Genomic DNA, 26,083 nt, shown 5'->3' on the forward strand with positions numbered 1-26,083 from the left:
GTCATGAAAGGAATTGTACTCAATAGAACCTTAGCGGATAAAATCGCTCTAGAGGAAGTCATTTTACCAGACTTGAAAAAAGATGAAGTACTGGTGAAAATAAAAGCAGCCGCACTTAATCACCGGGACGAATGGTGCAGGGTTGGGCTTTATCCAAATCTAAAAGATGGAGTCGTTTTGGGCTCGGATGGTTCAGGCATAGTTGAATCGGTGGGTTCAGAAGTAGACATAGAATGGAAAGGAAAAGAAGTCATAATTAATCCTGCTCTTTATTGGGGACCAAATCAGGCAGTTCAAAGTAAGGAGTTTGAAATTTTAGGTATGCCAAGGAATGGAACCTTGGCGGAGTTTGTAATTGTACCTGCGGATCGTCTCTTCGAAAAGCCATCCCATCTTTCTTTTGAACAGGCTGCAGCTCTTCCCTTAGCAGGATTGACTGCGTTTAGAGCCTTAGTATATCAGGGTGAGATTAAATCAGGAAGAAAAGTTTTGATCACCGGAATAGGAGGAGGGGTTGCGCAATTTGCCTTTCAGTTTGCTTTAGCCTTTGGTGCAGAAGTTTATGTATCGAGCAGTAAACCTGAAAAGATTCATCGTGCGATGGAACAAGGGGCTCTCGGAGGATATAATTACCTAGAAGCTACTTGGACAGAAAATGCATTAGCTGAAACTGGCGGATTCGATTTAATTATTGATGGTGCTGCTGGTTCTGGATTGAATGATTTGGTTGCAGTTACCAAACCGGGAGGTAGAATAGTTTTTTACGGTGCCACACAAGGAAATCCAGGAAAAATTGAGGCAAGAAGGATATTCTGGAACCAGCTCAAAGTCATCGGAACCACGATGGGATCCGATGAGGATTTTAGACAAATGATTGCTTTTGTTAAGGATAAAAAAATCGTTCCCGTTGTTGATTCTGTTTTTTCTTTTGAGGATGCAGTAAAGGCTTTTGATCGGATGAGGGTGGGCGCTCAGTCGGGTAAAATTGTGCTTACTCCTTGACCTCTTCATAAGTCTCACCAAACTCCTTTTTGGCGATTCGATAGATTTCAATGGCATCGGTGGGAATTACCAAAAAATCTCCTGGCTTGATAATCATCGTTTCTTTCCAAGGAGCCTGAAATTCCAAAAAGTCATTAAGCTTCAATTCGTGAAGAAATCTTTCTGAAAATGGAATAGCAAACACTTTTCCAATAGGCTGATAACAACCCCAACCATCTCCTAAGGAATTTTTTAGGCTGTATTTTCGCTCAAAAGTGGAAGCATTTACCAAGTAGTTTTCCTTTACTGAAGTTTGATTTTCTACCAGCCAATCGCCGGATTGTGCTGTATTCCGGGTTTCTTCCCCATCACTTGTATGGGTAAGCACGACTTGACCCTCAACCGCTTTTTTTGCTTTTACCAAGGTCTTTTTTCGGTAGATCTTTCCCTCTTCTTTCAGAATTGGGAGAAAAAAATCAAGCATTTCACGTTGAGTCATGAGATCATGGATGGTTTCAGTGAATTCTAAATTAGAAAATAGAATCTAATCTCAGAGAAAAAATTTGGGAGCTGAAATAGGATGTCCAACATTTAATCCATCGGAAACTTTTAATCCATGTCGGTTTCAAAAAGAAAATTTTGAAAGGCATTTTGAAGTTCTTTCAAAGCCTTACTTTCATTCTGTGTTTTTGCCAACTCAATTCCTTTTTCATAGGTGGATTTAGCCTTTTCCAATTGATTTTCCTCAAAAAACAACTGAGCAGCAGGAAAGTATGTAGGGAGATAATCGGGGAATTTCTCCAATACAAAATCGAATATTTCAATAGCTTGTATAGGATCTTTCTCCCTGATTTCCAATGCTAAAGCATAATGATTGAATGGGTTATCGGGCTCCTCCTGAATAAACGATTTTAATAGCTCTTGTCGGTCCAATTTGCCCATGTTTTATTTTTTTAAATACCGCATGACTGTTATTTTCACGCGAAATAAATCTAAAATAATCTAACTCTAAACCAATGAAGATTCTTGTTTGTATCACTCACGTACCGGATACGACGTCCAAGATTCAATTTGCTGCCAACAATACCAAATTAGATACCACGGGGGTTCAGTTCATTATTGGCCCTTATGATGACTATGCTTTGGCAAGAGCAGTGGAATTAAGAGACCAAACCGGAGGTAAATTGACCGTACTAAACGTAGGAGAAGCTGAAACTGAGCCTACCTTACGGAAAGCATTGGCCATCGGAGCAGATGATGCCATTCGGGTAAATGCTTTTCCTAAGGATTCCTTCTTTGTAGCAATTCAGATTGCGCATTATGCCAAAGAGGGCCAATATGATCTTATTCTAATGGGCCGTGAATCCATCGATTTCAATGGAGGGATGGTTCATGGAATGGTCGGTGAGCTTTTGGGCATGCCTTCTTTTTCGCCTGTGATGAAATTGGATTTGGAAGGTTCTACGGTGAAAATGGCCCGAGAAATTGAGGGAGGAAAGGAAATGATTGAAGCTCAGCTTCCATTGATTGCTGGATGTCAAGAGCCAATTGCAGAATGGAAAATCCCAAATATGCGAGGCATTATGTCAGCTCGTACGAAGCCATTGAATGTGGTTGAACCTGTATCTCAAGAGACCCAAGCTGAAGCCACATCGTATCAGCTACCTCCAGCTAAAGGAGCAGTAAAATTGATCGATAAGGATCAAGTAGGTGAGTTGGTGAAATTGTTGAAAAACGAGGCCAAAGTGCTTTAATCTATTTTTAATAAACCCATTTAAATCAGGAATTTATGTCTATTCTAGTATATATCGAACACGCAGAAGGAAAGGTAAAAAAGACCAGTCTTGAAGCAGTTTCTTTTGCAAATGCACTTGCTGCTCAAACAGGAGAGGGAGAAGTGGTAGCTGTCGCATTGGGTACAGTAGATCAAGCCGAACTTGCTTCAGTAGGAAAAGCAGGTGCGGCGAAAGTACTTCACGGTGCAGACGCAAGATTAGATGCAGGGGTCATTCAAGCCCATGCAAGTGCAGTTGCCCAAGCTTTTCAAAAAGTAGGAGCAAAGACTTTGGTATTAGCCAAGTCATCTTTGGGAGATGCGGTGGCAGCTCGCTTGGCAATTAAGCTTCAGGCAGGTTTGGTTTCAAACGTTGTTGAATTGCCTAACACTTCTGGTGGATATACGGTTAAACGAAGTATTTACACTGGAAAAGCATTCGCAGAAACAGCTGTAACCACTGAAAATAAAATTCTAGCAATCAAGAAAAATGCAATAGACCTCAGAACGGATGGGGCTGATGCCTCAGTTGAAAACTTTGATGTTCAACTTTCCGACGCGGATTTTGCAGGTAAAATCACAGCTACTGAGCGCGCAACTGGAGAAATTCTTCTTCCTGAAGCAGACATTGTTGTATCTGGCGGTCGAGGCATGAAGGGACCTGAAAATTGGGGAATGATCGAGGATCTTGCCAAAGTTTTAGGAGCAGCTACAGGTTGTTCAAAACCGGTATCTGATATTGGTTGGAGACCTCATCATGAGCACGTGGGTCAAACAGGGGTAAAAGTTGCGCCTAGTTTATACGTTGCAGTAGGAATTTCAGGAGCGATTCAACATCTTGCAGGGGTAAATTCTTCGAAGTGCATAGTGGTCATAAATAAAGATCCAGAGGCGCCATTTTTCAAAGCTGCGGATTATGGAATTGTTGGAGATGCATTCGAGGTTGTACCAAAATTAACCGAAGCACTAAAAGCAGAACTTTAAATTTTTGTGGAAAAACTCGTAGAACTTGAAATTCTTGGATTATCATCCAACCATTCTCAATCAGGGTCATTTACTCTGGTGATGGGTGAAAACGAGGGTACAAGAAGATTACCTATTGTCATTGGGATGTTTGAAGCTCAGGCTATTGCAATTGAGATTGAGAAAATTATTCCCAACCGGCCAATGACTCATGATCTTTTCAAATCATTCGCCGACAGCTTTCAGTACGAAATCGAGAAAATTGTGATTTCGGATATGAAAGAAGGAGTGTTCTACGCTAAGATTTTCTGCAAGTCAAGCCTTCTAGCTGTTGAGGTAGATAGCAGGCCTTCAGATGCAATTGCAATTGCAGTTCGCTTCGGAGCTCCAATCTTTTGTTCCGAAAAAGTGATGTCAGAAGCGGCCATCGAGTTTACTGAAGAGGACAAAAAAGAAGAGACAAAAGCTCAGAAGGAGGCTGTTAAGCCAGTTCCTCAAAAAGAGTCCTCTCTAAAGGATTATAGTTTGGATAAGCTATACCAGCTTTTAGAAAAAGCAATCAACAACGAGGATTACGAAAAAGCAGCCCGAATACGGGATGAAATTAATAAGAGAAACTAAAATTAAGGCCCTGAAGAGATTTCAGGGCTTTTTTCTTGCTTCTTATCTCCCTATTTTAGCCCCTCGTTTTAAAATTTATCCATGGATTATATCAGAGGAGTCATTGGTCTCGCCGTAATCGTTTTAGTTGCATTCATTTTTTCATCAGATCGAAAAAAAATTGATTGGAGGCTGGTTGCAATTGGTATTGCCCTTCAATTGTCTTTTGGGTTTTTGATTACCAAGGTTGAATTTGTCAAAGAAGGCTTCCAATTGCTTTCCCAAGGGTTTGTTAAATTTTTGAGCTTTAGCGAAGCAGGGGCTTCCTTTATTTTCGGGGACTTAGCAGGAGATAGTTTCGGATTTATTTTCGCATTTAAGGTATTGCCAACTATCATTTTTTTCTCAACGGTTTCTGCTGGCTTGTACTATTTGGGTATTCTTCAAAAGGTGGTCTATGGCATTGCTTGGGTTATGGCTAGAACAATGAGACTCTCTGGCCCAGAATCACTTTCTGCCGCAGGAAATATTTTCCTTGGTCAAACTGAGGCCCCGCTATTGGTTCGTCCATTTATCCCCCAAATGAGTAAATCTGAGCTTATGTGTTTGATGACGGGAGGCATGGCTACGATTGCTGGAGGGGTTTTGGCCGGTTATGTCTCATTTTTGGGAGGGGATAGCCTAGAGGAGCAGAGTAAATTTGCTGCATACTTATTGGGTGCTTCGATCATGAATGCGCCAGCAGCAATCGTATTATCCAAAATATTTATTCCTGAGACTGAAAAGGAAATCAAACAAGACAAGTTGGAAGTCAACAAAGAGGCCATGGGCGTTAATTTGATTGATTCCATGTCTATTGGGGCAGCGGAGGGTTTAAAGTTAGCCTTGAATGTAGGAGGGATGCTTTTGGCATTTATTGCTGTTATCGCTGCAGTAAATTATGGATTAAGTGGCTTGATCGGAGAATTTACCGGATTGAATGCATGGGTTGAAAGAAGTACGGGTGGACAGTTTACTGGATTTTCTTTGGAATATATATTCGGTCAAATTTTCCGGGGATTTGCTTGGATCATAGGCGTGGAATGGGCAGACACCCTGCAAATCGGTAGTTTGCTCGGACAAAAAACAGTAATCAATGAATTTGTGGCCTACCTTAGTCTTTCTGAAATGAAGGAAGCTGGATCCATTAGCCCAAAGTCAATTGTTATCGCCACCTATGCCCTTTGTGGATTTTCAAACTTCAGCTCCATCGCTATTCAACTGGGAGGGATTTCAATCATAGCCCCAAATCAACAAGGAAATCTAAGTCGTCTTGGTCTCCGCTCCTTAATGGCAGCTTCTTTGGCTTGTTTGATGACCGCCACGATTGCAGGAATGCTATTTTAAGATTCAAGACGCAAGACAATAGACATAAGATATCAGATATAGGATTTGAGAGAATTGACCCAATCTTAAAAAAATGAGAAATTGGGTGAGTTGATTGGAATGAGTTGAATCTGATTTTGACTAAAAATTGATATCGGAGAATAAAAAAAGAAAGCTGGAAGTAATTTTCCAGCTTTCTTTTTTATTCCAAGAGGTTCTAGATTTTATCTCTTTATGCTAAAGTCTAAGATCTTAACGCTTAATTTCCATAAAGCTGTTTGCTCACTTCTTCATACTTATCACCTGCTTGCCATACAGGACGTTGGTTCCAATTGGCAATTTTTTGGGCTGTCAAAATATACGCTTTCCAATAGATTTGGGCATATTCTAAATCAAAGTTAGAAACTTCATCAGCAGCCTTGTGGTAATACTTTTGAATTTCGTCATCAAAGGCTGTAAAGCCTAGCGAAAAGGTTGGTGCAGGAATACCTCTTCTTGCAAAGTTGACATTATCTGATCGATCGTATAAGCCTTGTTCAGGAGAAGGGTCTGAAACAGCTTTCACACCAAATTCATTTACAGCTTCCTCAATCAGGAAATCAGCACTTGTTCTTCCTAATCCAATAACAGTGATGATGGAAGTGTCATTATAGCCACCATTGTCAATATTCAAATTATAGATGATTTGATTGAGTGGGACGAGAGGATTATTTGCAAAATAGGCGCTACCCAAGAGTCCTTTTTCCTCAGCCGTCCAAAGTGCAATCAATATCGAACGTTTCGGAGGATTTTGAGCAAAATACTTTGCTGCATTTAAGACAGCAACTGTTCCAACCGCATTGTCTCTGGCTCCATTATAAATCGAATCCCCTTGAGCATCGGGAGCACCAACACCCACATGATCGTAGTGTGCTGAAAGAAGGAGGTATTCATTTTTTAGATTAGCATCAGTTCCTTCGATCCATGCAAGTACATTTTTTCCTTCAATCGTACGATTCATTTTACCCAAAATTGAAAGATTAGCAGGTTGAAGTTGCTCTCCTTTCATTTGATTTTTAAGGTCTTCGATCCAGATGTAAGGCAATTTGCTTGCGTTTCCTTGATCGAGGGTCATTTGGGTACGGTTCAAAAAATTGGATACCAACTGCCAAGGAACAGACGGAGCATTGAATCGCTCAATTAAGGCAACTGCTCCAGCTGCTTCAGCATGCTTGATTTTTTCTCCACCCAAGGAGAAAAGATCTGAAGGACTCAATCGGTTTGGAGCACCTACATTAGCTACAGCAATTTTTCCTTTCAAATCCAATCCAGCAAAATCTTCCTCCATTCCAAATCCTACGTCCACCAATTGAAATTCTCCAGAAAGGGAATTACCATCTAAAACCAATAGATTCTTTCCTTGGGTAAATTCCGAAGAACCAATGGTCATCGATCCAGACATTGGAGGTGAAGAAAGCCGAAATGGGATGTTTTGATAATATCCATCCGCTCCAGGAAGTGGCTTTGCTCCAAAGCTCTCCAGCTCTTTGGCTATAAATGTATAAGCTAACTTCATTTCTGTTCGAGCAGGATCGCGTCCCATAAGCTCGTCAGATGCGAGATAAGTAAACTGGGAGATGGCTTGCTTGGCATCAAACTTTTGTTCAATGTCTTGCTTTTGGGCTTGGACCAAAGAGCTGGTCATTGCTAACAGCCCAAGGGTAATTAAGGTCTTTTGCATGGGTTGGTAATTTGTAAAGTTCTAAAGTAATCGAAAAAACAGATTGTGATATTTTACTCATTCAAATTCCCCTAATTCCCAGCCTAAATGCTGCATAATTGTTCGAAAATGGGCGGGAGGAGGACAAGTAATGGAGATTTGGGTATTTGTCAACGGGTGTGTAAAGCTAAGTTTCCATGCATGGAGCAAGAGATTTTGAAGTCCAAATTGACGTTCAAAAAAGATGTTTTGCTTATTGTCTCCATGTTTTTTGTCGCCTATGATGTAATGGCGAATATGAGCTAAATGCCTCCGGATTTGATGCGTTCTACCAGTTAGTAGATCTACTTCCAATAGAGAATATCGGCTGGTTGGATATCGTCCGGTGGAATTATAGGGGATTTCTGACTCAGCAATTACAGCATACTTTGTTTGTGCCTCTTGTAGCTTTTTTGAGCGTTCACTCTGAAGTGGATGATCGATCAATCCTTGTTTTTCTTGAGGGATTCCCCTTGCAATGGTGAGGTAAGTCTTTCTAACCTCTCGATCCATGAATTTGGCTTTAAGTGCAGGTAGAATGGATTCATTTTTAGCAAAAAGCACAATTCCACTTGTTGCTCGATCCAATCGATGTACTGGAGATACCCAAGATCCAATTTGATCTCGAAGCTGAATTAACGCATTTTTATCCTCACCATAGGCTTGGCGTGTTCGGTGTACCAAAAGTCCTGCAGGCTTATTGATAAGGATTAGATCTTCATCTTCGAAGAGGATTTCAAGCATGTAGTGTAAATAGGTGAAATACTTAAGAGAGAAACCAAAATCTATTTTTTTGAAACCACATAGGTACATAGATTCTATTTGGTGATAAAGTATTTTCTATGTGTCTAGGTGGTTATAAAAATTGGTTTTATTCAATTTGTTGTAGTCGATTTAGAATATTGTTCCGGACCCAATACATTCATCCTCTTGGTACCAAGCCACAAATTGCCCGGAAGCGACACCTTTTTGAGCGTTTTCGAAAATGACGTACAATCCATTTTCCTTCATTACCAAAGTTGCTTTGGATAAAGGTTGACGGTATCGGATACGGGCTATGTATTCTGCAGATTCTCCTGGAAGCAAAGCCAGATCCTCTCGAATCCAATGAACTTGATCTTTTTTTACAAACAAACCTATTCGATTTAGTCCAGGATGATCTTCGCCCAATCCAGTATATATTACATTCTGGACCGTATTTGTTTCTAATACAAAAAGAGGCTTTCCAGTTCCACCAACCTGAAGGCCTTTACGCTGTCCAACTGTAAAGTAATGTGCGCCATTGTGTTCACCTAAGACTTTTCCTTGGTCTGGTGTATAATGGATCGGCAAACAGAGGGCATCTAAAATTTCCTGATCCCAATCTCGAGGTTCAATTCCTGCTGGAACTTTTATTTGTTCATAGACAGGAAGATTTTCAGGAATTTGAATGATTCTTCCCTTTTTAGGTTTGAGTTGTTGTTGAAGAAAATCAGGCAACCTAACTTTTCCAATAAAGCAAAGACCCTGAGAGTCTTTCTTTTCTGCAGTGATCAAATCTGCCTCCTTGGCGATTTTTCGAACTTCAGGCTTTTGCAAATGCCCAATCGGAAATAGGGCTTTGGAAAGCTGTTCTTGTGAAAGCTGACATAGAAAATAGCTTTGATCCTTATTTGGATCTGCTCCCGCAATCAACTGGTAAACAGGCTTTCCGTCTACCAAAATCTCTTTTTTCTGGCAATAATGACCCGTAGCGACAAAGTCAGCTTTAAGCTTTTGCGCAGCTTTTAAAAATATATCAAACTTGATTTCACGGTTGCAGAGGATATCCGGATTAGGAGTGCGGCCGGCTTCATATTCCGAAAACATGTAGTCGACAATTCGCTCTCGATATTCTTCGCTCAGGTCAATGGCTTGAAAGGGAATACCAAGTTTTTCAGCCACCAGCATGGCGTCGGTGGAGTCTTCCATCCAAGGGCATTCATTGGAAATGGTAACAGATTCATCGTGCCAGTTTTTCATAAACATGCCGATGACTTCATAGCCTTGGTCCAAAAGTAATTTGGCGGCAACACTGCTATCGACACCTCCAGAAAGGCCGACAACAACTCGAGTTTTTTCTTTCATAGGTAATAAGTAATGGATTCAAGGTCCATTAGGTTACGCATTGTAGAACTCAATTCCGAGTGGAATAAGTTCGTAAAGGTAAATTAAAAGAGTTGTAAGGTTGCAATGTGGTAAAGTTGAAAAGTTGTTACCTAACTTTACCACTTTACAACCTTTTAACTTTAGAACTTAGTGCTTTCTCTAATCCAACGAATTACTTCCGGGGCTTTTTTACCTGAACTTCAATTTCAAACTGCCAGAAGTGGGGGACCTGGAGGGCAAAACGTCAACAAGGTAGAAACTAAGGTTCAATTGAGGTTTGATGTCCAAAACTCTGGGGTTTTAACCGAGGAGGAAAAGTTGACCTTGCTTCAAAAGGCAAAAAATAAGGTAGATCAGGAAGGTTTTCTTCAATTGATGTCCCAGGAAAAGCGCTCACAAATCCAGAACAAGGAGCTAGTGGTCAAGAAGTTTTATGATCTTCTGAAAACTGCTTTTGAAAAGAAAAAAATCAGAAAAGCCAGTAAACCTAGCAAAGGAGCAATCGAAGACCGACTAAAAAAGAAAAAGGCCCTCTCTGAAAAGAAGGCCAATCGTAATTGGAAGCCTTAAACTTTCCTTTTTTTCTTCATGGTCATAAAGAAGAGCGTAAAGCCGGAAATAATGGTAGCCATCCCAAAAAGGGAAAATGTCCTCAAAAGTAGATTATTGAAGTTATCTCGGCCTGCATAATCCATAGTGTGGAACATCCATAGGAAGTCAAACACTCGCCAGCTACTATGTCTGACCCGCTCAAAGCTTCCACTTTTGGCATCGATATAGGCCGTTAAATTCTCTGGATGATCGTAATGTACTGCCCATGCCGGAAGAGCTCGACCCCGATATTCATGGTGGGAACCTGTCTCTGTCAGATATTCTACCTTTTTGATTCCATAATCACCTTTGATGTAGATTTTGGCGATTTCTTTGGCTTGTTCTTCTGTGATTTCTCCCTGAAGTTCTCCAGTTTGGGCATTGTAGAGCTTTTCCCCATTTACCCAATAATGGGGCTGATGACGAACAAATCGAAGTTCCAAAGAGGAAATCTCTAGGGTTGAATCCAAAGAACCCGGTTCCACCAGATTGGACGCATTCATATGCATCATGTGCTCATTGTGAAAATGATCGCCATGAATCTCATCGATATCAGTCCAGGAGAAATAGAGTCCAGATAGCGTCCAAAAGAAGAATTGAATCCCGATGAAAACACCAAGGAATCGGTGAATTTTACGGGTGTAATATTGATTGTTTTTTCTCATGCTGGGTGGGGAAGGAGAAATTACTTTTTAGGTTCTTTTTCGAAATACAAATGGTAATGTTTGCTGCAACCTGGGTTGAAACTGGATTTGCAATGCGGGCAGGTATTGTTGGAATCCATGTATTCCTGTATTCCCAACTCATTTCCACAAACTCCGCAGAGAATCGCCTTTTGGTCAAATTCTACCTTTGGCCAAACTTGATGCTCATGATCGGCTTCTTCCTCATGGCAGGAAAAACAAGGGTAGTACTTGTCGCAGCATTTGAATTTGATGGCTATGATATCTAGATCTGAATGCCAATGCACGCAGCGAGTCTGATTATCTATTGGCTTGCCAAAGACATTGATTCCACGGATTTGGGAGACTTTGAGCGGTTCCAAAACCTTTTCTTGAGCAAAGGAAGATCCTAAAAACAGGAAAAGGAGTGCAGCCAAAAGGAAAATTCTAAGTGTCATTGCGTAAGAAATTAGGAAAGCAAAGCCAAAAATAAGCTTCGCCTTCCAGTTCCAATCAATTCATTGCGATGGTTTCTTCCACTTTTCCGCAAGTCAACATGGAACTTCCGAAAAGTGGGTTTTTGATGTCCTCAGACGCACTAAGCCAGATGCCACCAGTGTTGTTTTTGTACATCGGGCAATATTGCTGGTAAAGCGTACGATCAGTTCCAACCATTTTCACCAATTCCTTCATGGAAACGCTCAATGCCTGGAAGCTTTCTCTTTGTGCAGCGATATCACCAGAGGCTAATTTTTGTGCCTCAGCAAGCAATTTTCCTTTAAGTTCTTCCGCAGTGGATGTCGCTTCAAATCCTTGAATAGCTGTTACCAATGCTTGGCTTTTGGAAGCGGCAGTAGCTTGATCATCCGCCACCAGCGCATCTTTCACCGCCAGATATACATCAATCATGGCAGACGTAGAATTGTTGACTGAGGTGGCGGTTGGAGTTGCTTCTGACTCATGGCCAGAGGAATGCTCCATGTTATGACCTTCGTGATTTTCCTCGGTTTTTCCACCGCAAGAGAAAATGGCAATAGAGAGTGCTAGTAAAAATACAAGTGTCTTTTTCATTCGATATAATTTAGGTTTAGTTTATTTAATGTTGGTGTACAGAGGCTTGACTTGGGGTGGATTTGCTTAGGTTCATCACAGGCTTTCCTTTTAGATAAGTCTGCTTTATTTCCCCACAGCTTAGCATAGATGCTCCAAAATAAGGATTGGTAATATCTTTCTTCTCTGAAAGCCAATAAGCGCCCTGATCTCCAAAAGCCATTGGGCAATAGTCTTTATAGACGACCTCTTTGTTGATTCCAAAAGTTTCGGTCATTTCAAGAATATGAAATGAAAGCGAAGAAAAATGCTTTCTGGCATCCTCAAGATTTGATGCGATAGCAATTTTTGATGAAGCTTCCTTCAAACCAGCCAATTGAGCCATCCAAGAATCGTGAGCCTGATCCTTGACCAGAGTCATATTGACCTGTCCAAGGCTTTGAGAGATGGAAGCAACCTTTTTCTTAGAGCCTTCAAGGTCATCCTTTACCAAAGCGTTTTTAACTTCGAAATAAGCATCCGCAACTTTGGTGATCTGGGATTTGAATTCTGGAGAAACCTCCATTGATTTCGTTTCAGGACGGTTCATCATGCTGAATTGTCCGGAAAGTTGAGCTGCTGCATCGATGGCAAAGACTCCGTTAGTGACAATTTCCTCACCAGCTTGGAGTCCTGATTCGATTTGGTACTGATCGCCCATTCTACTTCCTAGCATAATCTCTCTCATTTCGAAGGAAGGCATTTCTCCGGGTACTTTCACATATACAATGGAACGCTTTCCTGACCACAGAATGGCAGTTCGAGGAATCGAAATACTAGCTCTAGTTCCTTTTGACTGAGTTTTAAGCTGAGCTGTGACAAACATTTCAGGTTTTAGTTTTTGACCTGAATTAATTACTTCTGCTCGGATGGATGCAGCTCGGGTATTTGGATCTAAAAGTGGATCAATAAATGAGACTTTGGCTGTGAATGATTCTCCGGGAAGGCCAGCTACCTTAAAACTAATTGGATCACCTAGTTTAATTGAATTAAGATCAGATTCGTAGGCATCAAGCAAAACCCAAAGTTTGTCAAGGTTGACCACCTGAAAAAGAATCTGACCTGTGCTTACATAATCGCCGACGGAAATGTTTCGTTGCGTGACTACACCACTTTGGTCAGCCAGAATATCAATTTGTTCGATTATGTTTCCATTTTCCTCAATTGCTTTGATTTGAGCGTCGGTCAATTTCCAAAGTTTCAGTTTTTCTTTTGCAGCTTGATAAAGTTCCGGAAAAGTGGATTTGGAGGATTTAGCTTCAAGGAGTTCACGCTGCGCTGAAAGTAATTCCGGTGAGTAAATGGTCGCTAATTTTTGCCCAGCTTGAATTTTTTCACCCGTAAATGTGATGTAAAGCTTTTCGATTCTTCCAGGTATTTTGGCAGTAACGGAAGCATTTTCTCGTTCATCAGTTTGAATTTTTCCAGTTAAGAAAAGTTCTCCTTCTTGACTACTTCCACCAACTCGAGTAGTATGAATTTGAGCCATAGCCACAGCCTCAGGAGTCATTTCATAGACAAGTGGATTTCCTGAATTCGAAGGCGTTTGTGATGCCGGAATTAAATCCATCCCACAAATGGGACAAGAACCGGGTTCTCCAAGTTTGATTTGAGGATGCATCGAACAAGTCCATAAAGACACCAAACCAGATTCATGATCATGGTTTTCTTCCAAATCGGAAGTGGATGGACTAATAATTCGACCTATTCCAATCCCAATTACAAGCGTAACCAGGATTATTGTCCATTTCTTGATTATAGTATTTTTCATCGCTTTGATTTACTTAGAAAGTGAAATTCCAGCTAAAGCTTCCAATTGAGCTAGGCTTTGATGTTGAATGGTTAGAGCAGATAGGCGCTTTATTTCGTAGGATAGAATTCGCTGTTTTGCTCTTAGAATATCTGAATAAGAACTTGTTCCTGCTTGGAAAGCAGTAGTCAAAAGATTAACCTGTTGCTTGACAAGATCGATTTGCTGATTGTATAAGGCTAGATTTTTTGAAGCTTCCTGCCAGTCTCGATAGGCATTTGCCCATTCCATGGCTAGTAAATTCTCCGTTTGTTTTTTGTTGTAAAGAGCTGATTCTTGAAGGAAATTGGCCTCTTTAATTTTTGCCTCAGTTTTGTTTCTAAAAATTGGAAGAGTCATCGTAAACATAGGCATTAACATATCCATGGAGTGTTCGGAATGGTCTATACCGTCATTTTCTCTAGGAAGAAAAGGAACATAATTCACTCCTAAACCGAACATTGGATTTCCATCCAACTTGGCCATTCTAGCTTTCTGCTCGTAGGCGAGTGCCTCTTGCTCATACATGGCCAGCATAGGATTGTTTCTTTGAATGCTATCCAAAATGGCTTTGATTTCCCAATCTAGGGTGACAGGAGTTAGTTTTGTCTCGATAGAAATAGGGGAATCTTTTTCTCTGCTTAAAATCTGATTGAATTTGATCTGAAACGCAGTTTCATTCGCTTCCAAAATTTCGAGCTGATTTTCCAACTCCTTGATTTCAAGTCTAATTTCTAATACATCCACCATTCCAGGTGAAGCACTTCCCATAGAGCTTAAATTAGAGGGACTCATCGAAGATGTGGGGGTTTTAGAGGTGGAAGTGGCATTCATTCCTCCCATCACATTTCCTGAACTAACCCCCTCAGTTGTAGATATTATTGATTCCATGGGTTGGTTTGTTCCAGAAGAATTGGAAGGATTGGCAGCACCCTGAAACCTGACAAGACTTAATTCTTCAAGTTTTTTAAGGTATTCCAAATTAGAACGCATCAATTCTTTCTCTTCTCTGAGTCTGGCTAATTCATACCAAGTGACTTTTACTTGATAGAATAACTGATTTTTATTCTCTTCGAAGAGTTGATATTGAGCTTGAGCCATGTATTTTGCCTCCTCTTTTTGGGTTTTGATACTTCCAAACCAAGGAAACATTTGCATGATTCTATAATCTGCAGTTTGATTTCCCATGTATCGCTCCATAGGCTGGAGGAAAACACCAATTTGCATCTCGGGATCTGGTAATCCAGGTTGGCTTATTCTCGCATCTGCTGCTTGAAAGCGAGCATAAGAGGCTTTTAGCCCAGGATTGTTTTCTGCAGCAATGATCAAATAGTCCTCTAAGGTCTGTGACATTGCTACCTCTGAAAAAACACCAAATAGAATCAGTAGTGTGAGAATTTTGAAGTCAAAAACCTGAAATCCGAACCCTGATTTTCTAAATCTTCGATTGAATACGATTTTTATTTTCATGACTTTAGGCATTGGATTCCTCGGTGAAAACTTTGGAATTGTTTTTCAATTTTCGTTCTGCCCACCAGCAATACAGGGTAGGGACAATAAATACTGTAGTTACTTCTAGGATCATTCCTCCCAAAGAAGGAATTGCCATCGGGATCATGATATCGGAGCCACGTCCTGTGGAAGTAAGTACAGGAACCAAGGCAAGTAAGGTAGTGGCTGTAGTCATCATACATGGGAGGACCCTTCGCTTACCAGCTTCCAAAACTGCAGAGCGTATTTCCTGGATAGATCGAGGTTGATTTTCCTTGAAGCTTTGATCCAAGTAAGAAGCTACGACCACCCCATCATCCGTTCCGATGCCGAATAGGGCAATAAACCCAACCCAAACTGCCACGCTCAAATTGTAGACTTTCATCTGGAATAGATCCCTCAGATTAGTTCCAAAGAAAGTGACATCCATAAACCAATCCTGTCCATACAGCCAAAGCATCAGGAAAGCCCCGGAAAAAGCCATTCCAATTCCCAAGAAAACAAAGAGGGAAGTGGAGACTGCACGGAATTGGAAGTAGAGAATCAAAAAGATTAGGATCAAACAAAGTGGGACAACAATTCCCAATCTCTTTTCTGCTCTGACTTGGTTTTCATAGGAGCCAGAAAACACATAGCGAACTCCATTCGGTACTTTTAACTCACCCGAATCGATCTTTTCCTGCAGGTATTTTTGGGCCTGTTCCACTACAGTCACTTCTGAAAAACCTTCCATTTTATCCAAGAGAACATAGCCCACCAAGAAGCTGTTTTCTCCTCGGATCATATCTGGACCAGGTCTGTAGGAAATATCCGCCACTTGGCTCAATGGAATGTAATTTCCAAGAGGAGTTGGGATTTGGAGATTTTCGATGGCATAGGGATCATCTCGGAATTCTCGGGCATAGCGAACACGGATTGGGAAACGTTCTCGGCCTTCCACCGTGGTGCTGAGTTTCATCCCGCCGATTGCAGTTTCAATAAAGTCCTGGACATCCACCACATTCATTCCATAGCGGGAAATTTCATCCCGATTGATGTCCAGCTCGAGGTAGGGTTTACCTACAATTCGATCTGCAAAAACAGCTTCCTTTTTCACAGAAGGAACTTCCTTCAGGTACTTTTCCAACTCTAAGCCAAAGCTTTCAATGGTCAGTAGATCTGGTCCATATACTTTGATGCCCATCGGGGCACGCATGCCTGTCTGAAGCATCACCAATCGAGTTTCAATTGGTTGAAGTTTTGGAGAAGAGGTAACTCCAGGGATTTGGATTACACCTACGATTTCTTCCCAGATGTCGTCGGGGGAAAGAATATGCTTTCTCCATTGACGGAAGTATTCTCCGTCCTCATCTTCCACCAGATCCTGAACTCGAATCTGATTCGGAGTCATGGTTGCAGGATCGAAGAGGGAACCATCCTTCAATTCGTATTTTCCATCAGTTACCTTAAAGCGAAGGCGATTTCCATTGTGGTCGGTCGCGTATTCGCTTTTGTAATTGATAGTGTTTTCAAACATGTTGATCGGAGCAGGGTCAATGGCGGTCTCTGCGCGACCTGCTTTCCCAACTACAATGTCCACTTCTGGAATGGCCGTAACCAGCATATCCAGTTGCTGCAGGACTTCCTTGTTTTCCTGAATTCCAGCATGAGGCATGGTCGTCGGCATCAACAGGAAGGAGCCTTCATTTAGCGATGGCATAAATTCCTTGCCCATTCCCGGAAAAGAATGACTCATGCTTGACCACAGGGAAGTAGTTCGGATATTGACTCCGATGAGATCAAAAGTCCTAGGCACGATTCCAAAAACGGTATTGAAACCCAACCAAACGCTGGCTCCCATCATAATTACGATCATAGGGAATAGGAGGAATTTGCCCTTGTTGGCCAGACACCACAGCAGGATTCGTGGATAGATGCGGATAAATCCAGAAAATCCTCCCAAGACCAAAGCCAAAAGAATGGCGATAAATCCGAAGTTGACCAGCTTGCTGACAGAAACGCCTAATGGCATCCAGAGCCCAGTTAAAAGCCAAGTCACAAACAAGAGCGTGATGGTGATGGTCACCAAATTCCTATGGGGCTCGACTTTTTCAGGAAATTGGAATACCGCTACATTGAGCGCACCAAAGGCAAATAGCAACCATCCACCCCAAGACCAAACGGTAAAAGCGATAATTGGACCTAAAATAAGCAGGGAGATATTGAGTGCCTTACCTAGTTTTCCTTTGACTTCTTTTATGGAAAAAGCCCAATGGGAAAATGCCGGCATGATCAGCAGGGTAAAGATTACCGCTGAAACCAAGGCAAAGGTTTTGGTATAGGCCAAAGGTCCAAAGAGCTTGCCTTCTGCTGCCTGAAGTGTAAATACCGGGAAGAAACTGATTATGGTCGTACTGACAGCGGTTATAATTGCACCTGAAACTTCCGCAGTCGCCAAATAGACGGTTTTCAGTTTGGATTGGCCTGCCGGCGCGGTTTCTAAATGACGCAGGATATTTTCATTCAGAATAATCCCCAGATCGACCATGGTTCCGATTGCAATTGCAATCCCCGAGAGCGCCACGATATTGGCATCTACGCCAAAGTATTTCATAAAGATGAAACACATCAACACTGCCAGAGGAAGCAAGGCGGAAATCAGGAGGGAAGCCCGGAGGTTGTACACCATCACGATGATAACCAAGATGGTAACCAGAATCTGGAGATTGATCGCTTCGTAAAGCGTTCCCAAAGTTTCGTAAATCAATCCTGTACGATCGTAGAAAGGAACCAGGGTAACTTTGGAAATAGTTCCGTCTGACAATGTTTTGGTAGGTAGGCCTTGGGAAAGCTTTTCGATTTCAGCTTTGACTCCTTCGATGACCTTCAGGGGATTGTCTCCGTAGCGTGCAATGACCACACCACCGACAGCTTCAGCCCCACTTTTGTCCAAAATCCCGCCCATATTTCGAGGCTGAGGGCCGATATTCACCCGGGCCACATCCTGGATTCGGATTGGAACATTGTTGGTGACCTTGACGACAGCTTTGTCCAAATCTTCCAATTCCTCTACATAGCCCAAGCCACGAATGAAGTAATCTACCTTATTGACTTCGATGGTATTGGCAGAGACATCCAAATTAGATTTTCTCACGGCTTCCATCACATCCATTAAGGAAACACCATTGGCCTTCAAGGCTGCTGGATCGACATCGACCTGATATTCTTTGACATAGCCACCAACCGAAGCTACTTCGGCAACGCCTTCGACCGCGGTCAATGCATAGCGAACGTAGTAGTCCTGGACAGTTCGGAGCTCGTGGAGATCCCAACCTCCCGTAGGATTTCCGTTTTCATCCCGGCCTTCCAAAGTGTACCAAAATACCTGGCCCAAAGCTGTAGCATCTGGACCTAGTTTGGGTTGGACGCCATCTGGCAATAGGCCAGCAGGGAGGGAATTGAGTTTTTCTAAAACCCGGGATCGGCTCCAATAAAATTCAATATCCTCATCGAAAATGATGTAGATACTAGAAAAGCCAAATGCTGAACTGGAACGCACACTTTTCACTCCGGGAAGACCCAAGAGGGAAGTGGTCAACGGATAGGTGATTTGGTCCTCAACATCTTGAGGAGAGCGTCCCATCCATTCGGTAAAGACGATTTGTTGGTTTTCACCAATATCTGGAATGGCATCCACGGGCACCGGATCTCTGGGTAAGAAATCCACTTGCCAATTAAACGGGGCCGTTACAATTCCCCATCCAATGATCAATACTAGAAAAAGGACAGTAACGAGTTTGTTATCTAAGAAATACTTAATGATTCGATTGAGCATAAATCAAAGGTTTAAAAGAATAAATCAGCAAATCACCATTGGTGAAAAGCAAACCATTCAGCAGGATCATTCCTGCCAAAACCTTTGGTTTAGATCAAGAATGTGTCGTAGAGAATATGAAGATCATCCGGAGGGGTAGGTGATAAATAGGGGATGACTTCCGATTCGAAAGAAAGTAAATAATTTATTCCAAAGAAAACGACTTTAAAAAAGGCAAAAGTGAAATCAAGGTTCAGTTTGATTTCAAAATGCTTCAACTGAATATCTTCATCTACTTGGATATGCTCAGTTATGTTTTTGCAACAAGAATTAGGGTCTGTGGATTGATTTTCGTCCTTATTTTCTGCTGAACTATCCATTCCACAGTTGAGGTGTTTTTCCCCAAAACCAATCTCCGACATCATTTCATGCCCCATGCAATAATGCGTTGTCTTCGCAACTCCAACAGTCGAGAAGAGCATCAAAATGGCTAGCGATATGGAAATGATAGATTTCAACAGGTCAAAAGTACGGAAATTTGAAGGAGAAGTTCAAATTGCTCAAAATAGATATGGACTTTGGCTATAATCAGGAATAGCCAAAGTCCAATTTTTTAATTTATAAATTACCTCTGAGCTCCTGCTCGCGTTCAATCGCTTCAAAAAGAGCCTTGAAATTTCCTTTGCCAAATGAGGTAGCACCTTTTCGTTGGATAATCTCAAAGAACAAGGTAGGTCGGTCTTGAACTGGTTTGGTGAAAATCTGAAGCAAATAACCTTCATCATCTCTATCCACCAAAATATTCAACTCTTTTAAAGGTTGAAGATCTTCATCAATCGTTCCAACACGGTCTAACAAATCATCATAATAGGTGGACGGAACTTCCAAAAATTCGACTCCACGTCTTCTTAATTCACTGACCGTATGGATGATGTCGTCTGTGGCAATAGCCATATGTTGAACTCCAGCTCCTCCATAAAAATCAAGATACTCTTCAATTTGAGACTTTTTCTTTCCTTCAGCTGGCTCATTGATTGGGAATTTGATGTAGCCGTTTCCATTTGAAACAACCTTAGACATCAATGCTGAATATTCGGTGGAAATGTCTTTGTCGTCAAACGTTATGAGCAATTTGAATCCCATGACTTTTTCATAAAAATCAACCCAGCGATTCATTTCTCCCAATTCGACATTACCTACACAGTGATCGATGTATTTCAATCCAATTGATTCTGCCTGATAAGTGCTTTTTCTAGCTTTATATCCGGGAAGAAAAATTCCCTTGTAATTATTTCGTTCAACAAAAGTATGGATTGTATCGCCGTAGGTTTTGATTGATGCGACTTTCACTTGTCCAAATTCATCCTGAATAACTTTCGGAGCCTCAGCAGATTCGGCGCATCTTGAAGTAGTTTCAAGCCAAGATTTTTCGGCATCATCTACCCAAAGAGCAAGGACTTTTACCCCATCTCCATGTTTGGAAATATGCGAAGCGATTGGTCCTGAGGAATTTAATGGAGAAGTGAGCACTAATCGGATTTTACCCTGCTGGAGGACATAGGAAGCGCGATCTTTGATTCCTGTCTCTGGACCTGCATAAGCAATCAATTCAAAGCCAAACGCATATTGGTAAAAAAGTGCACTTTGTTTGGCGTTTCCAACGTAGAGCTCTACGTGATCTGTCCCATTAATGGGAAGAAAATCATGGTTCATATTCAGTTACATTTGGGTTAAATTCTTGAACAAAGTTAAGAAACTAAACCAAATATAATTTGGTCACCCAAACTTATTCTTGCGGACTTTTATTCCAAAAAATGGAGAAAATCCCAAGAATCATCCAAGTCAAAAACCATGAAGGTTCCGAACTATATAAGACTCCCAAGATCAATAACAAATAGAATATAGGGCCAAGTGAAAACCCAATAAGAAACTTAAAAGTCGATTCAAATACTCTGTCCTCGATCTTAGGACTAATTGCTAGCCAAATTAGGAAAAGTGGAAAATGGACAAGATTCATTACTTTTTTCCTCATTCCAGAGTAGAAAGGAAGTTTTGATTTGGCTTCTCCATAAGTTAAAAAATCGCTAACAGCCATTCGATCTGTAAGATCAATTCCATTTTCAATCAATCGCTTAAGATCCTTCTCATACGAATCATCTGGAATAGTCACCAGCATTGCTCCCAAGTTCTGTTGAACTTGTCTAGTCAGTTTTCCTGGATGGGTATCTGCCAATACCGAAATAGTAGGACCAAATGTGATTTTAACATGGCTGCCAGGATGTTTATGAGCGCTGTATTCGATAGCAACGGGGAGAATTACAGGTTCTTTTTTAGGGAATTTTTCCAATAATCCCAAAGCCATACGGGTAAATCCTTTACTTAAAGGTCGGAGGTTCCGATTCAAAGAATGATTTCCTTCTGCAAAAATGATGACGGAACCATTTTGAGCTAAAATAGAGATGGTCTGGGCAAAGATTTGTTCATTTTGAGCAATGGAGGAAAATCCATCACGAATTCGATAGACAGGAAGCATTCGAATTAGATTCAAAAGCTTACTTACAAAGGAGTTTTTAAAAGCCGAAGCTCTGGTGAGAAACCAAGGTTTTAATTGGGTATGAGTCGCTAATAAAAGAGGATCAATGAGGGCATTTTGATGGTTAGCTACCAAAATAACCGGTTTGCCTTTGGGAATATTTTCCTTACCGACAACGGTGATTTTTCTAAAATATAAATGGAGGGCAATTTTTACCCAAATCCTTAAAAAGGAATTCAATAGGTTTTTCATGCAGTTCTTCTCCAAAATGAAGCTAATGATAATCCGGAAATCAAATGCCAAATTCCCCACCAAGCAGCAATGATTGCCATTCCTCCAATTCCCTCAAAATAGGTGAAAATCAAGGCTAGGCCAAGACCTGAATTTTGTATTCCAGTTTCGATACTTAAAGTCTTTCGATCTTTTTGGGGTAATCCGCCTAGATATCCAGTCAGATATCCGATGCTAAGCGCCAGAAGATTATGCGCTAAAACCCATCCAAAAATTCTTGAAATATTAGCAGTAAAAAGGTCAAAGTTGGCCTTGAAAGCCATCAAGACAAATACAACAAATATTAAGATGCTTAAAGGTCTTAGGATTTTGGAAGCTTGAAGCGAGAATTTTGGAAAAAATCGATTGACAAGAATCCCTACCAAAAGTGGTAACCCTAAAATCAAGGTTACGGTGACTATGACATCTGAAATTTCCAGATTGATTTGACGAATCAAATCCAATCCAGGAGGATAAAGGCTTGACCAAAAGGCAAAATTCAAGGGTGTCAACACTACTGCAAACGTGGTGGAAAAGGCAGTTAAACTAATCGAAAGTGCAGTATTGGCTTTGGATAGATGGCTAAGGAAATTAGAGACATTTCCTCCGGGACATGAAGCTACCAAGATCATTCCCAAAGCCACTGATGGAGGAGGGGAGATTAAATACACCAATCCAAATGTAAATGCAGGCAAAAAAATGAACTGGGAAATCACCCCAAGAAAAAAGGATTTAGGAAAGCGAATTACTTGTTTGAAATCCTCGACTTTTAAATCCAGGGCAATGCCAAACATGATTAAAGCCAAGGCAAAATTGAGCAATAGCAAATCGCCTCCGGAGAAATTCAGCTGGATTGAGTCAAGGGAATCGGGTGATGACATGCACTAAAATCCAAGGAAACATCGGATTATCCAAACTGCTTACTTTAGAAAATTACCTTTTCGCCAAAATCGCATATTTCCAAGGATCAGGAAGGTATTCCCAGCCAAAAGACCCCAACTTTTCAACTTTCAGGGATTCAATGGATTCTTCTAAAAGAGGCTTAATACTGACTTTGTGGAGCGCGTAATCTGTGGCATCATCGTAAATTCTGACTAAAAAGTTTAACCCTTCGTAATTCAAAACCACCAAACCCATATTGTTCAATTCTTGATTAAAAGACTCCTGCTCTTTATCAGCTTGATTTTCTACCGCGTAGATTTCAAAGATTTCTGGATAAAGGATCAATGAAATAGGATTGGGTTTGATCGTTGAAATCTCTTGTGCCGAGATTTGAAATGAGATTACGGACAAGAACATCGAGGTGACAAGCAGCTTTTTCATGGTGTGTTCTGGTTTTGGGTTAGTATTGATTTTTAGTATATCATGAGTAATCGATAAATGTCAAATGAATTTTTTTCGCTTAAACCACACCCAAATCATAACAGAAATTAACAGCATGATGCCCCAAGCGAAATAATAACCCTTTTGCCAATGGAGCTCCGGGATATGGTCGAAGTTCATTCCATACACTCCAACAATAAACGTCAGCGGTAAAAAGAAGGCTGAAAAAATGGTCAAAAGCTTCATGACTTCATTACTCTTTTGCGCGGATAAAGACATATGAGTTTGCATCAGAGAATGCGCGTCTTCTACCACTTCGTCGAAGTGAAGCAAATAACTTTGGGTAGTTTCTTTCAGATCTTGTAGGGCCGATTGATGGGCTGCATTAACCTCAAGTTGATTGAGGACATTTTGAGAAAGTTGGAGCACTTTCCGACAAATTCTGGCTTTAGCTTTTTGGAAATATAAAGATTTAAGGGAAGTCTTTTGCTGATTTTGAACGAATAGTTCCTGCTCGCTTTCATCCATTTTTTCAGCCAGCCACTGCAAGGGTCGTTCATAGGTATCTAACATCAATCCAAAAATTTTCAACATCAAGTCTTCGGCTGAGTCAAAAGATTGTTCTTCCAATGATCCCAAAAAGTCAAAAGGCTTTTGATGAATCGTTACCAAATAGTTTTCATATAGAAGAAAGGCGATTTTATTAGTAAGTTTTGCTAAATCGGTCGAACTGGCTTTTGGTTCTGCTGAAAATGCACGCAGTATAATAAATCGATGTGTTCCTTGATGTTCAATTTTTGGAAGGTGACCATGCTCTAGGGCATCTTCCAGCAAGTTAAATTCAACCGGAAAGGGTAAAGAGGAAGGGGTAAAAAACTCTTTTTTGGGCTTTTGAATATCCAGCCATTCGAAGTTTTTGAATTTTTTAAGTTGTGTACTCATCAGAAATTAGAAAAATGTTCCTTTCCAATAAGCTAACAAAAAATAAGCAGAAGACCTGAAAAGTAGGAGAATAGCTTACTCAGATGACATGCTCCAAACTCTTTCGGAGGATTTCGCCCATGTTTTTACACTCTACAAATCCACGATCCCCATAGTGAATAGCCAATGCTTCTCGGAGCTGAATCACATTTTCAGGTTTAGAAATCCGGTCGTGCTCCATCGCTCGCAGGACATCTTCGATTTCTTTATGAGCTGTTTTGACTCGCTTTGCGATCAGAGCTCGTTCTTCTCGCTGATATTGTCGCATCGATTCCGGCGTGATATACTTCATGCCTAGCTCGATTAGGACATTATTTTCTTTAAAATATTGAGGGAGATATATGGATTTTTTCCCCTCATAAGACTGCTGATCGAAATCAATTGCCCGAATTCGGTAATGAGTCTCCTCAAAATCAGGCGTCACATCAATGACAAAATTGGCCGAATGCATATCCCCCAAAAGCCGGACAAAGCAACGCTCATTGAATTTGACAAACTCTTTAGCTAATCGAATCGGATTTAGATGAGGGTCAGACATATGCTGACGCATAAAAATATCTCCTGGAATTCCAGCAATATGCTCCTCAATTAGGGTGTTTTGGTGAACAAGGTATGAGATTCGATTGGGAGAAAGTAGGTGTTCAAGTTCTAGACCGTAAACTCGAGAAGCATCCGCCTGTTTGATGTAGAAATAGTCAAAATTATCGTTGATCCGATTTACAATCCGGATTCTGAACGGTTGTGTATTCCCATAAATACAGAGATCAATTCGGTCCACATACAAGTGCTCCATGACACTCATGTCTCCACCAGCCTTCAATAGGGCATAGATTTTCTTGACGTTTAAGTGGATCTCTTCTCGATCACTTTGATCATAAAATACCGTTTCCCAAAGTGTATCCTGATCCTTGGAATCATACAATGCGATGGAATTCGAATAACGGAGCAATTCATGATAGTGAATGGGAATGTCAACCTCCCGAGAATACTTGATCAGGTAGCGTCTCAATCCAGAGCTGATCGGAAAAATGATCTTTTTCTTACTGATCAGCGCCATGAATCAAAATTTAACGTGTTGGTTTTTTCTCAAATTCCGGTCAAAAATAAATGGACCAAAAGGCAGAACCGAAGCGACTAATGCAAAAAAGGTTCTTCCAAATTCCCATTTTAATTTGCTAGCCGTTGGAAATACAGTGTAGATATACACGATGAATAATATCCCATGCACCCAACCTACATAGGTCACTGCCAAGGGAATATCGAGTACATACTTCATAGGCATCGCTATAAATAGGAGAACAAGAAAGGAGAGTCCCTCAATTAGACTGATCCACTTGAAGCGTCTTGCCCATTTGATTTGGTCGGAATTCATTTTTTAGGAGTGCTTAGGTTGAAGAGAATTTTTAGGGAGGACCAAAGTTTTTTCTTTAATTCTTGATCCTCTGAAATGACGGTTAATGAATCTGCAAATAGATACTCCGTCTCATTTTCTGAAAATACTTGATAAGGTGGAGCTGGAAGGGCATTGATTGGATGTTTGATTCTCCCAAATCGAAGGACAATATGCGCATTCAAACTTTGAAATTCCTCCATGGTCCTTCCGGCTAAATTATCTGAAGAAACCAATCCCACCTCACTCATCGAATGACCAACAGCATTGACCAGTTTAGAAAGCATATCCATAGGCCCCTCTATGAGTTCGGCTTCTTCGTGAAGGATCAAAATTCCTTTAGTGAATCCTCCTTTAACAGGAATAGGCGGTGCCTCTTCCTTTTGAATTTCATATATTTCTGGATTTGCCGCGGCTGCCCCGTGTGAATCTGCTTTAACAACTTCTACCTTGGTTTCAGTTGGAGTGCTAGGAATCGTTTGGATTAACTTTTCGGCATACAGCGTTTTTTCTTCCGAAATCAGATAAATCTCTTCAGGAATAAATAAGCTGATTGACTCTAAAGATTCGTTTTCCATGCGATGTATAGTAAGGATTGAAGGGCTAACAGATTAATCTGATTC

General features: G+C 41.0%; 26 protein-coding genes. 6 read left to right on the forward strand and 20 right to left on the reverse strand.

Translation table 11 applies throughout. The features are described 5' to 3' along the window. The first annotated feature begins 3 nt into the window (after positions 1 to 3). Positions 4 to 1,002, forward strand: coding sequence for a quinone oxidoreductase family protein (locus AO498_RS10970; protein WP_067547353.1), 999 nt, complete (start codon positions 4 to 6; stop codon positions 1,000 to 1,002). Here the strand turns inward: AO498_RS10970 and AO498_RS10975 are convergent. Together AO498_RS10975 and AO498_RS10980 are read right to left on the reverse strand one after the other, a co-directional pair. Continuing rightward, positions 992 to 1,480 (reverse strand): hypothetical protein, encoded by a 489-nt coding sequence (locus AO498_RS10975; protein WP_067547356.1) that lies wholly within the window; start codon positions 1,478 to 1,480, stop codon positions 992 to 994. The genes AO498_RS10970 and AO498_RS10975 overlap by 11 nt on opposite strands. Positions 1,481 to 1,590: 110 nt before the next feature. After that, positions 1,591 to 1,923: a tetratricopeptide repeat protein gene (locus tag AO498_RS10980; protein WP_067547358.1), complete on the reverse strand. Its 333-nt coding sequence runs from the start codon at positions 1,921 to 1,923 to the stop codon at positions 1,591 to 1,593. 74 nt (positions 1,924 to 1,997) lie between these two features. Here AO498_RS10980 and AO498_RS10985 point away from each other — a divergent pair, with 74 nt between their 5' ends. The 4 genes from AO498_RS10985 to AO498_RS11000 all read left to right on the forward strand — a co-directional run bounded on the left by AO498_RS10985 (position 1,998) and on the right by AO498_RS11000 (position 5,704). Continuing rightward, positions 1,998 to 2,735, forward strand: a complete 738-nt coding sequence (locus AO498_RS10985) for an electron transfer flavoprotein subunit beta/FixA family protein (protein WP_067547361.1) — start codon at positions 1,998 to 2,000, stop codon at positions 2,733 to 2,735. 35 nt (positions 2,736 to 2,770) lie between these two features. Then, positions 2,771 to 3,739, forward strand: a complete 969-nt coding sequence (locus AO498_RS10990; RefSeq protein WP_067547364.1) for an electron transfer flavoprotein subunit alpha/FixB family protein — start codon at positions 2,771 to 2,773, stop codon at positions 3,737 to 3,739. A 6-nt stretch (positions 3,740 to 3,745) separates the two neighbouring features. Further along, positions 3,746 to 4,339, forward strand: coding sequence for a bifunctional nuclease family protein (locus AO498_RS10995; RefSeq protein ID WP_067547367.1), 594 nt, complete (start codon positions 3,746 to 3,748; stop codon positions 4,337 to 4,339). Between the two features lie 81 nt (positions 4,340 to 4,420). Next, positions 4,421 to 5,704 (forward strand): NupC/NupG family nucleoside CNT transporter, encoded by a 1,284-nt coding sequence (locus AO498_RS11000; RefSeq protein ID WP_067547370.1) that lies wholly within the window; start codon positions 4,421 to 4,423, stop codon positions 5,702 to 5,704. 238 nt (positions 5,705 to 5,942) lie between these two features. Here AO498_RS11000 and AO498_RS11005 read toward each other — a convergent pair whose 3' ends face one another. From AO498_RS11005 to mnmA, 3 genes are all read right to left on the reverse strand, one after another. After that, positions 5,943 to 7,403, reverse strand: coding sequence for a M28 family peptidase (locus AO498_RS11005; RefSeq protein WP_067547374.1), 1,461 nt, complete (start codon positions 7,401 to 7,403; stop codon positions 5,943 to 5,945). Between the two features lie 57 nt (positions 7,404 to 7,460). After that, on the reverse strand, positions 7,461 to 8,165 hold the full coding sequence (locus AO498_RS11010; protein ID WP_067547377.1) for a pseudouridine synthase: 705 nt from the start codon (positions 8,163 to 8,165) through the stop codon (positions 7,461 to 7,463). 150 nt (positions 8,166 to 8,315) lie between these two features. Continuing rightward, the gene (mnmA, locus tag AO498_RS11015) at positions 8,316 to 9,527 is read right to left on the reverse strand and encodes a tRNA 2-thiouridine(34) synthase MnmA (RefSeq protein WP_067547380.1); all 1,212 of its coding nucleotides are present in this window, start codon (positions 9,525 to 9,527) and stop codon (positions 8,316 to 8,318) included. A 171-nt stretch (positions 9,528 to 9,698) separates the two neighbouring features. On the opposite strand from mnmA, the gene arfB reads away from it, so the two are divergent. Next, the gene (gene arfB / locus AO498_RS11020; protein ID WP_067547383.1) at positions 9,699 to 10,118 is read left to right on the forward strand and encodes an alternative ribosome rescue aminoacyl-tRNA hydrolase ArfB; all 420 of its coding nucleotides are present in this window, start codon (positions 9,699 to 9,701) and stop codon (positions 10,116 to 10,118) included. Here arfB and AO498_RS11025 read toward each other — a convergent pair. The 15 genes from AO498_RS11025 to AO498_RS11095 form a co-directional block, all read right to left on the reverse strand. Then, positions 10,115 to 10,804, reverse strand: a complete 690-nt coding sequence (locus AO498_RS11025) for a PepSY domain-containing protein (protein ID WP_067547386.1) — start codon at positions 10,802 to 10,804, stop codon at positions 10,115 to 10,117. The genes arfB and AO498_RS11025 overlap by 4 nt on opposite strands. Before the next feature lie 20 nt (positions 10,805 to 10,824). Continuing rightward, positions 10,825 to 11,259 (reverse strand): CHY zinc finger protein, encoded by a 435-nt coding sequence (locus tag AO498_RS17035; RefSeq protein WP_082792223.1) that lies wholly within the window; start codon positions 11,257 to 11,259, stop codon positions 10,825 to 10,827. A 55-nt stretch (positions 11,260 to 11,314) separates the two neighbouring features. Further along, positions 11,315 to 11,872, reverse strand: a complete 558-nt coding sequence (locus AO498_RS11035) for a DUF3347 domain-containing protein (protein WP_067547391.1) — start codon at positions 11,870 to 11,872, stop codon at positions 11,315 to 11,317. A 25-nt stretch (positions 11,873 to 11,897) separates the two neighbouring features. After that, complete coding sequence (locus AO498_RS11040; protein WP_067547393.1) at positions 11,898 to 13,661, reverse strand: efflux RND transporter periplasmic adaptor subunit; 1,764 nt, start codon at positions 13,659 to 13,661, stop codon at positions 11,898 to 11,900. Between the two features lie 9 nt (positions 13,662 to 13,670). After that, complete coding sequence (locus tag AO498_RS11045) at positions 13,671 to 15,149, reverse strand: TolC family protein (RefSeq protein ID WP_192842557.1); 1,479 nt, start codon at positions 15,147 to 15,149, stop codon at positions 13,671 to 13,673. Positions 15,150 to 15,153: 4 nt separating this feature from the next. Beyond that, complete coding sequence (locus tag AO498_RS11050) at positions 15,154 to 18,984, reverse strand: efflux RND transporter permease subunit (protein WP_067547398.1); 3,831 nt, start codon at positions 18,982 to 18,984, stop codon at positions 15,154 to 15,156. 89 nt (positions 18,985 to 19,073) lie between these two features. Further along, a complete protein-coding gene (locus AO498_RS11055) occupies positions 19,074 to 19,481 on the reverse strand; it encodes an HYC_CC_PP family protein (RefSeq protein ID WP_417876146.1) in 408 nt (135 codons plus the stop codon). Between the two features lie 100 nt (positions 19,482 to 19,581). After that, positions 19,582 to 20,676 (reverse strand): 4-hydroxyphenylpyruvate dioxygenase, encoded by a 1,095-nt coding sequence (hppD, locus tag AO498_RS11060; protein ID WP_067547404.1) that lies wholly within the window; start codon positions 20,674 to 20,676, stop codon positions 19,582 to 19,584. A gap of 73 nt (positions 20,677 to 20,749) precedes the next feature. Then, the gene (locus tag AO498_RS11065) at positions 20,750 to 21,748 is read right to left on the reverse strand and encodes a lysophospholipid acyltransferase family protein (RefSeq protein WP_067547407.1); all 999 of its coding nucleotides are present in this window, start codon (positions 21,746 to 21,748) and stop codon (positions 20,750 to 20,752) included. Then, positions 21,745 to 22,647 carry a bile acid:sodium symporter family protein gene (locus AO498_RS11070; protein ID WP_067547412.1) on the reverse strand — a complete coding sequence of 301 codons (903 nt, stop codon included), beginning with the start codon at positions 22,645 to 22,647 and terminating at the stop codon, positions 21,745 to 21,747. The genes AO498_RS11065 and AO498_RS11070 overlap by 4 nt, the downstream gene beginning before the upstream one ends. Before the next feature lie 52 nt (positions 22,648 to 22,699). Then, positions 22,700 to 23,089: a hypothetical protein gene (locus AO498_RS11075; protein WP_148660227.1), complete on the reverse strand. Its 390-nt coding sequence runs from the start codon at positions 23,087 to 23,089 to the stop codon at positions 22,700 to 22,702. A 60-nt stretch (positions 23,090 to 23,149) separates the two neighbouring features. Then, the gene (locus tag AO498_RS11080) at positions 23,150 to 24,031 is read right to left on the reverse strand and encodes a CorA family divalent cation transporter (RefSeq protein ID WP_067547419.1); all 882 of its coding nucleotides are present in this window, start codon (positions 24,029 to 24,031) and stop codon (positions 23,150 to 23,152) included. A 79-nt stretch (positions 24,032 to 24,110) separates the two neighbouring features. Continuing rightward, a complete protein-coding gene (locus AO498_RS11085; protein ID WP_067547422.1) occupies positions 24,111 to 25,127 on the reverse strand; it encodes a hypothetical protein in 1,017 nt (338 codons plus the stop codon). Positions 25,128 to 25,130: 3 nt separating this feature from the next. Further along, a complete protein-coding gene (locus AO498_RS11090) occupies positions 25,131 to 25,442 on the reverse strand; it encodes a DUF3817 domain-containing protein (RefSeq protein ID WP_067547425.1) in 312 nt (103 codons plus the stop codon). Then, on the reverse strand, positions 25,439 to 26,038 hold the full coding sequence (locus AO498_RS11095; RefSeq protein WP_067547428.1) for a hypothetical protein: 600 nt from the start codon (positions 26,036 to 26,038) through the stop codon (positions 25,439 to 25,441). Before AO498_RS11095 ends, AO498_RS11090 begins: the two co-directional genes overlap by 4 nt. Between the last annotated feature and the right edge of the window lie 45 nt (positions 26,039 to 26,083).

Origin of the sequence: Algoriphagus sanaruensis, assembly GCF_001593605.1 — a bacterium.
Taxonomy (GTDB): domain Bacteria; phylum Bacteroidota; class Bacteroidia; order Cytophagales; family Cyclobacteriaceae; genus Algoriphagus; species Algoriphagus sanaruensis.

What these genes read in the sequence shown, in the direction of transcription:
- AO498_RS10985 (WP_067547361.1), top strand. Translation starts at nt 1,998, where the DNA reads ATGAAGATTCTTGTTTGTATCACTCACGTACCGGATACGACGTCCAAG.
- AO498_RS10980 (WP_067547358.1), bottom strand. Translation starts at nt 1,923, where the DNA reads ATGGGCAAATTGGACCGACAAGAGCTATTAAAATCGTTTATTCAGGAG.
- AO498_RS11010 (WP_067547377.1), bottom strand. Translation starts at nt 8,165, where the DNA reads ATGCTTGAAATCCTCTTCGAAGATGAAGATCTAATCCTTATCAATAAG.
- AO498_RS11050 (WP_067547398.1), bottom strand. Translation starts at nt 18,984, where the DNA reads ATGCTCAATCGAATCATTAAGTATTTCTTAGATAACAAACTCGTTACT.
- AO498_RS11025 (WP_067547386.1), bottom strand. Translation starts at nt 10,804, where the DNA reads ATGAGAAAAAACAATCAATATTACACCCGTAAAATTCACCGATTCCTT.
- AO498_RS11045 (WP_192842557.1), bottom strand. Translation starts at nt 15,149, where the DNA reads ATGAAAATAAAAATCGTATTCAATCGAAGATTTAGAAAATCAGGGTTC.
- AO498_RS11035 (WP_067547391.1), bottom strand. Translation starts at nt 11,872, where the DNA reads ATGAAAAAGACACTTGTATTTTTACTAGCACTCTCTATTGCCATTTTC.
- AO498_RS11085 (WP_067547422.1), bottom strand. Translation starts at nt 25,127, where the DNA reads ATGGCGCTGATCAGTAAGAAAAAGATCATTTTTCCGATCAGCTCTGGA.
- AO498_RS17035 (WP_082792223.1), bottom strand. Translation starts at nt 11,259, where the DNA reads ATGACACTTAGAATTTTCCTTTTGGCTGCACTCCTTTTCCTGTTTTTA.
- AO498_RS10975 (WP_067547356.1), bottom strand. Translation starts at nt 1,480, where the DNA reads ATGACTCAACGTGAAATGCTTGATTTTTTTCTCCCAATTCTGAAAGAA.
- AO498_RS10970 (WP_067547353.1), top strand. Translation starts at nt 4, where the DNA reads ATGAAAGGAATTGTACTCAATAGAACCTTAGCGGATAAAATCGCTCTA.
- hppD (WP_067547404.1), bottom strand. Translation starts at nt 20,676, where the DNA reads ATGAACCATGATTTTCTTCCCATTAATGGGACAGATCACGTAGAGCTC.
- AO498_RS11040 (WP_067547393.1), bottom strand. Translation starts at nt 13,661, where the DNA reads ATGAAAAATACTATAATCAAGAAATGGACAATAATCCTGGTTACGCTT.
- AO498_RS11075 (WP_148660227.1), bottom strand. Translation starts at nt 23,089, where the DNA reads ATGAAAAAGCTGCTTGTCACCTCGATGTTCTTGTCCGTAATCTCATTT.
- AO498_RS11080 (WP_067547419.1), bottom strand. Translation starts at nt 24,031, where the DNA reads ATGAGTACACAACTTAAAAAATTCAAAAACTTCGAATGGCTGGATATT.
- AO498_RS11065 (WP_067547407.1), bottom strand. Translation starts at nt 21,748, where the DNA reads ATGAAAAACCTATTGAATTCCTTTTTAAGGATTTGGGTAAAAATTGCC.
- AO498_RS11005 (WP_067547374.1), bottom strand. Translation starts at nt 7,403, where the DNA reads ATGCAAAAGACCTTAATTACCCTTGGGCTGTTAGCAATGACCAGCTCT.
- AO498_RS11000 (WP_067547370.1), top strand. Translation starts at nt 4,421, where the DNA reads ATGGATTATATCAGAGGAGTCATTGGTCTCGCCGTAATCGTTTTAGTT.
- AO498_RS11095 (WP_067547428.1), bottom strand. Translation starts at nt 26,038, where the DNA reads ATGGAAAACGAATCTTTAGAGTCAATCAGCTTATTTATTCCTGAAGAG.
- AO498_RS10990 (WP_067547364.1), top strand. Translation starts at nt 2,771, where the DNA reads ATGTCTATTCTAGTATATATCGAACACGCAGAAGGAAAGGTAAAAAAG.
- mnmA (WP_067547380.1), bottom strand. Translation starts at nt 9,527, where the DNA reads ATGAAAGAAAAAACTCGAGTTGTTGTCGGCCTTTCTGGAGGTGTCGAT.
- AO498_RS11090 (WP_067547425.1), bottom strand. Translation starts at nt 25,442, where the DNA reads ATGAATTCCGACCAAATCAAATGGGCAAGACGCTTCAAGTGGATCAGT.
- AO498_RS11070 (WP_067547412.1), bottom strand. Translation starts at nt 22,647, where the DNA reads ATGTCATCACCCGATTCCCTTGACTCAATCCAGCTGAATTTCTCCGGA.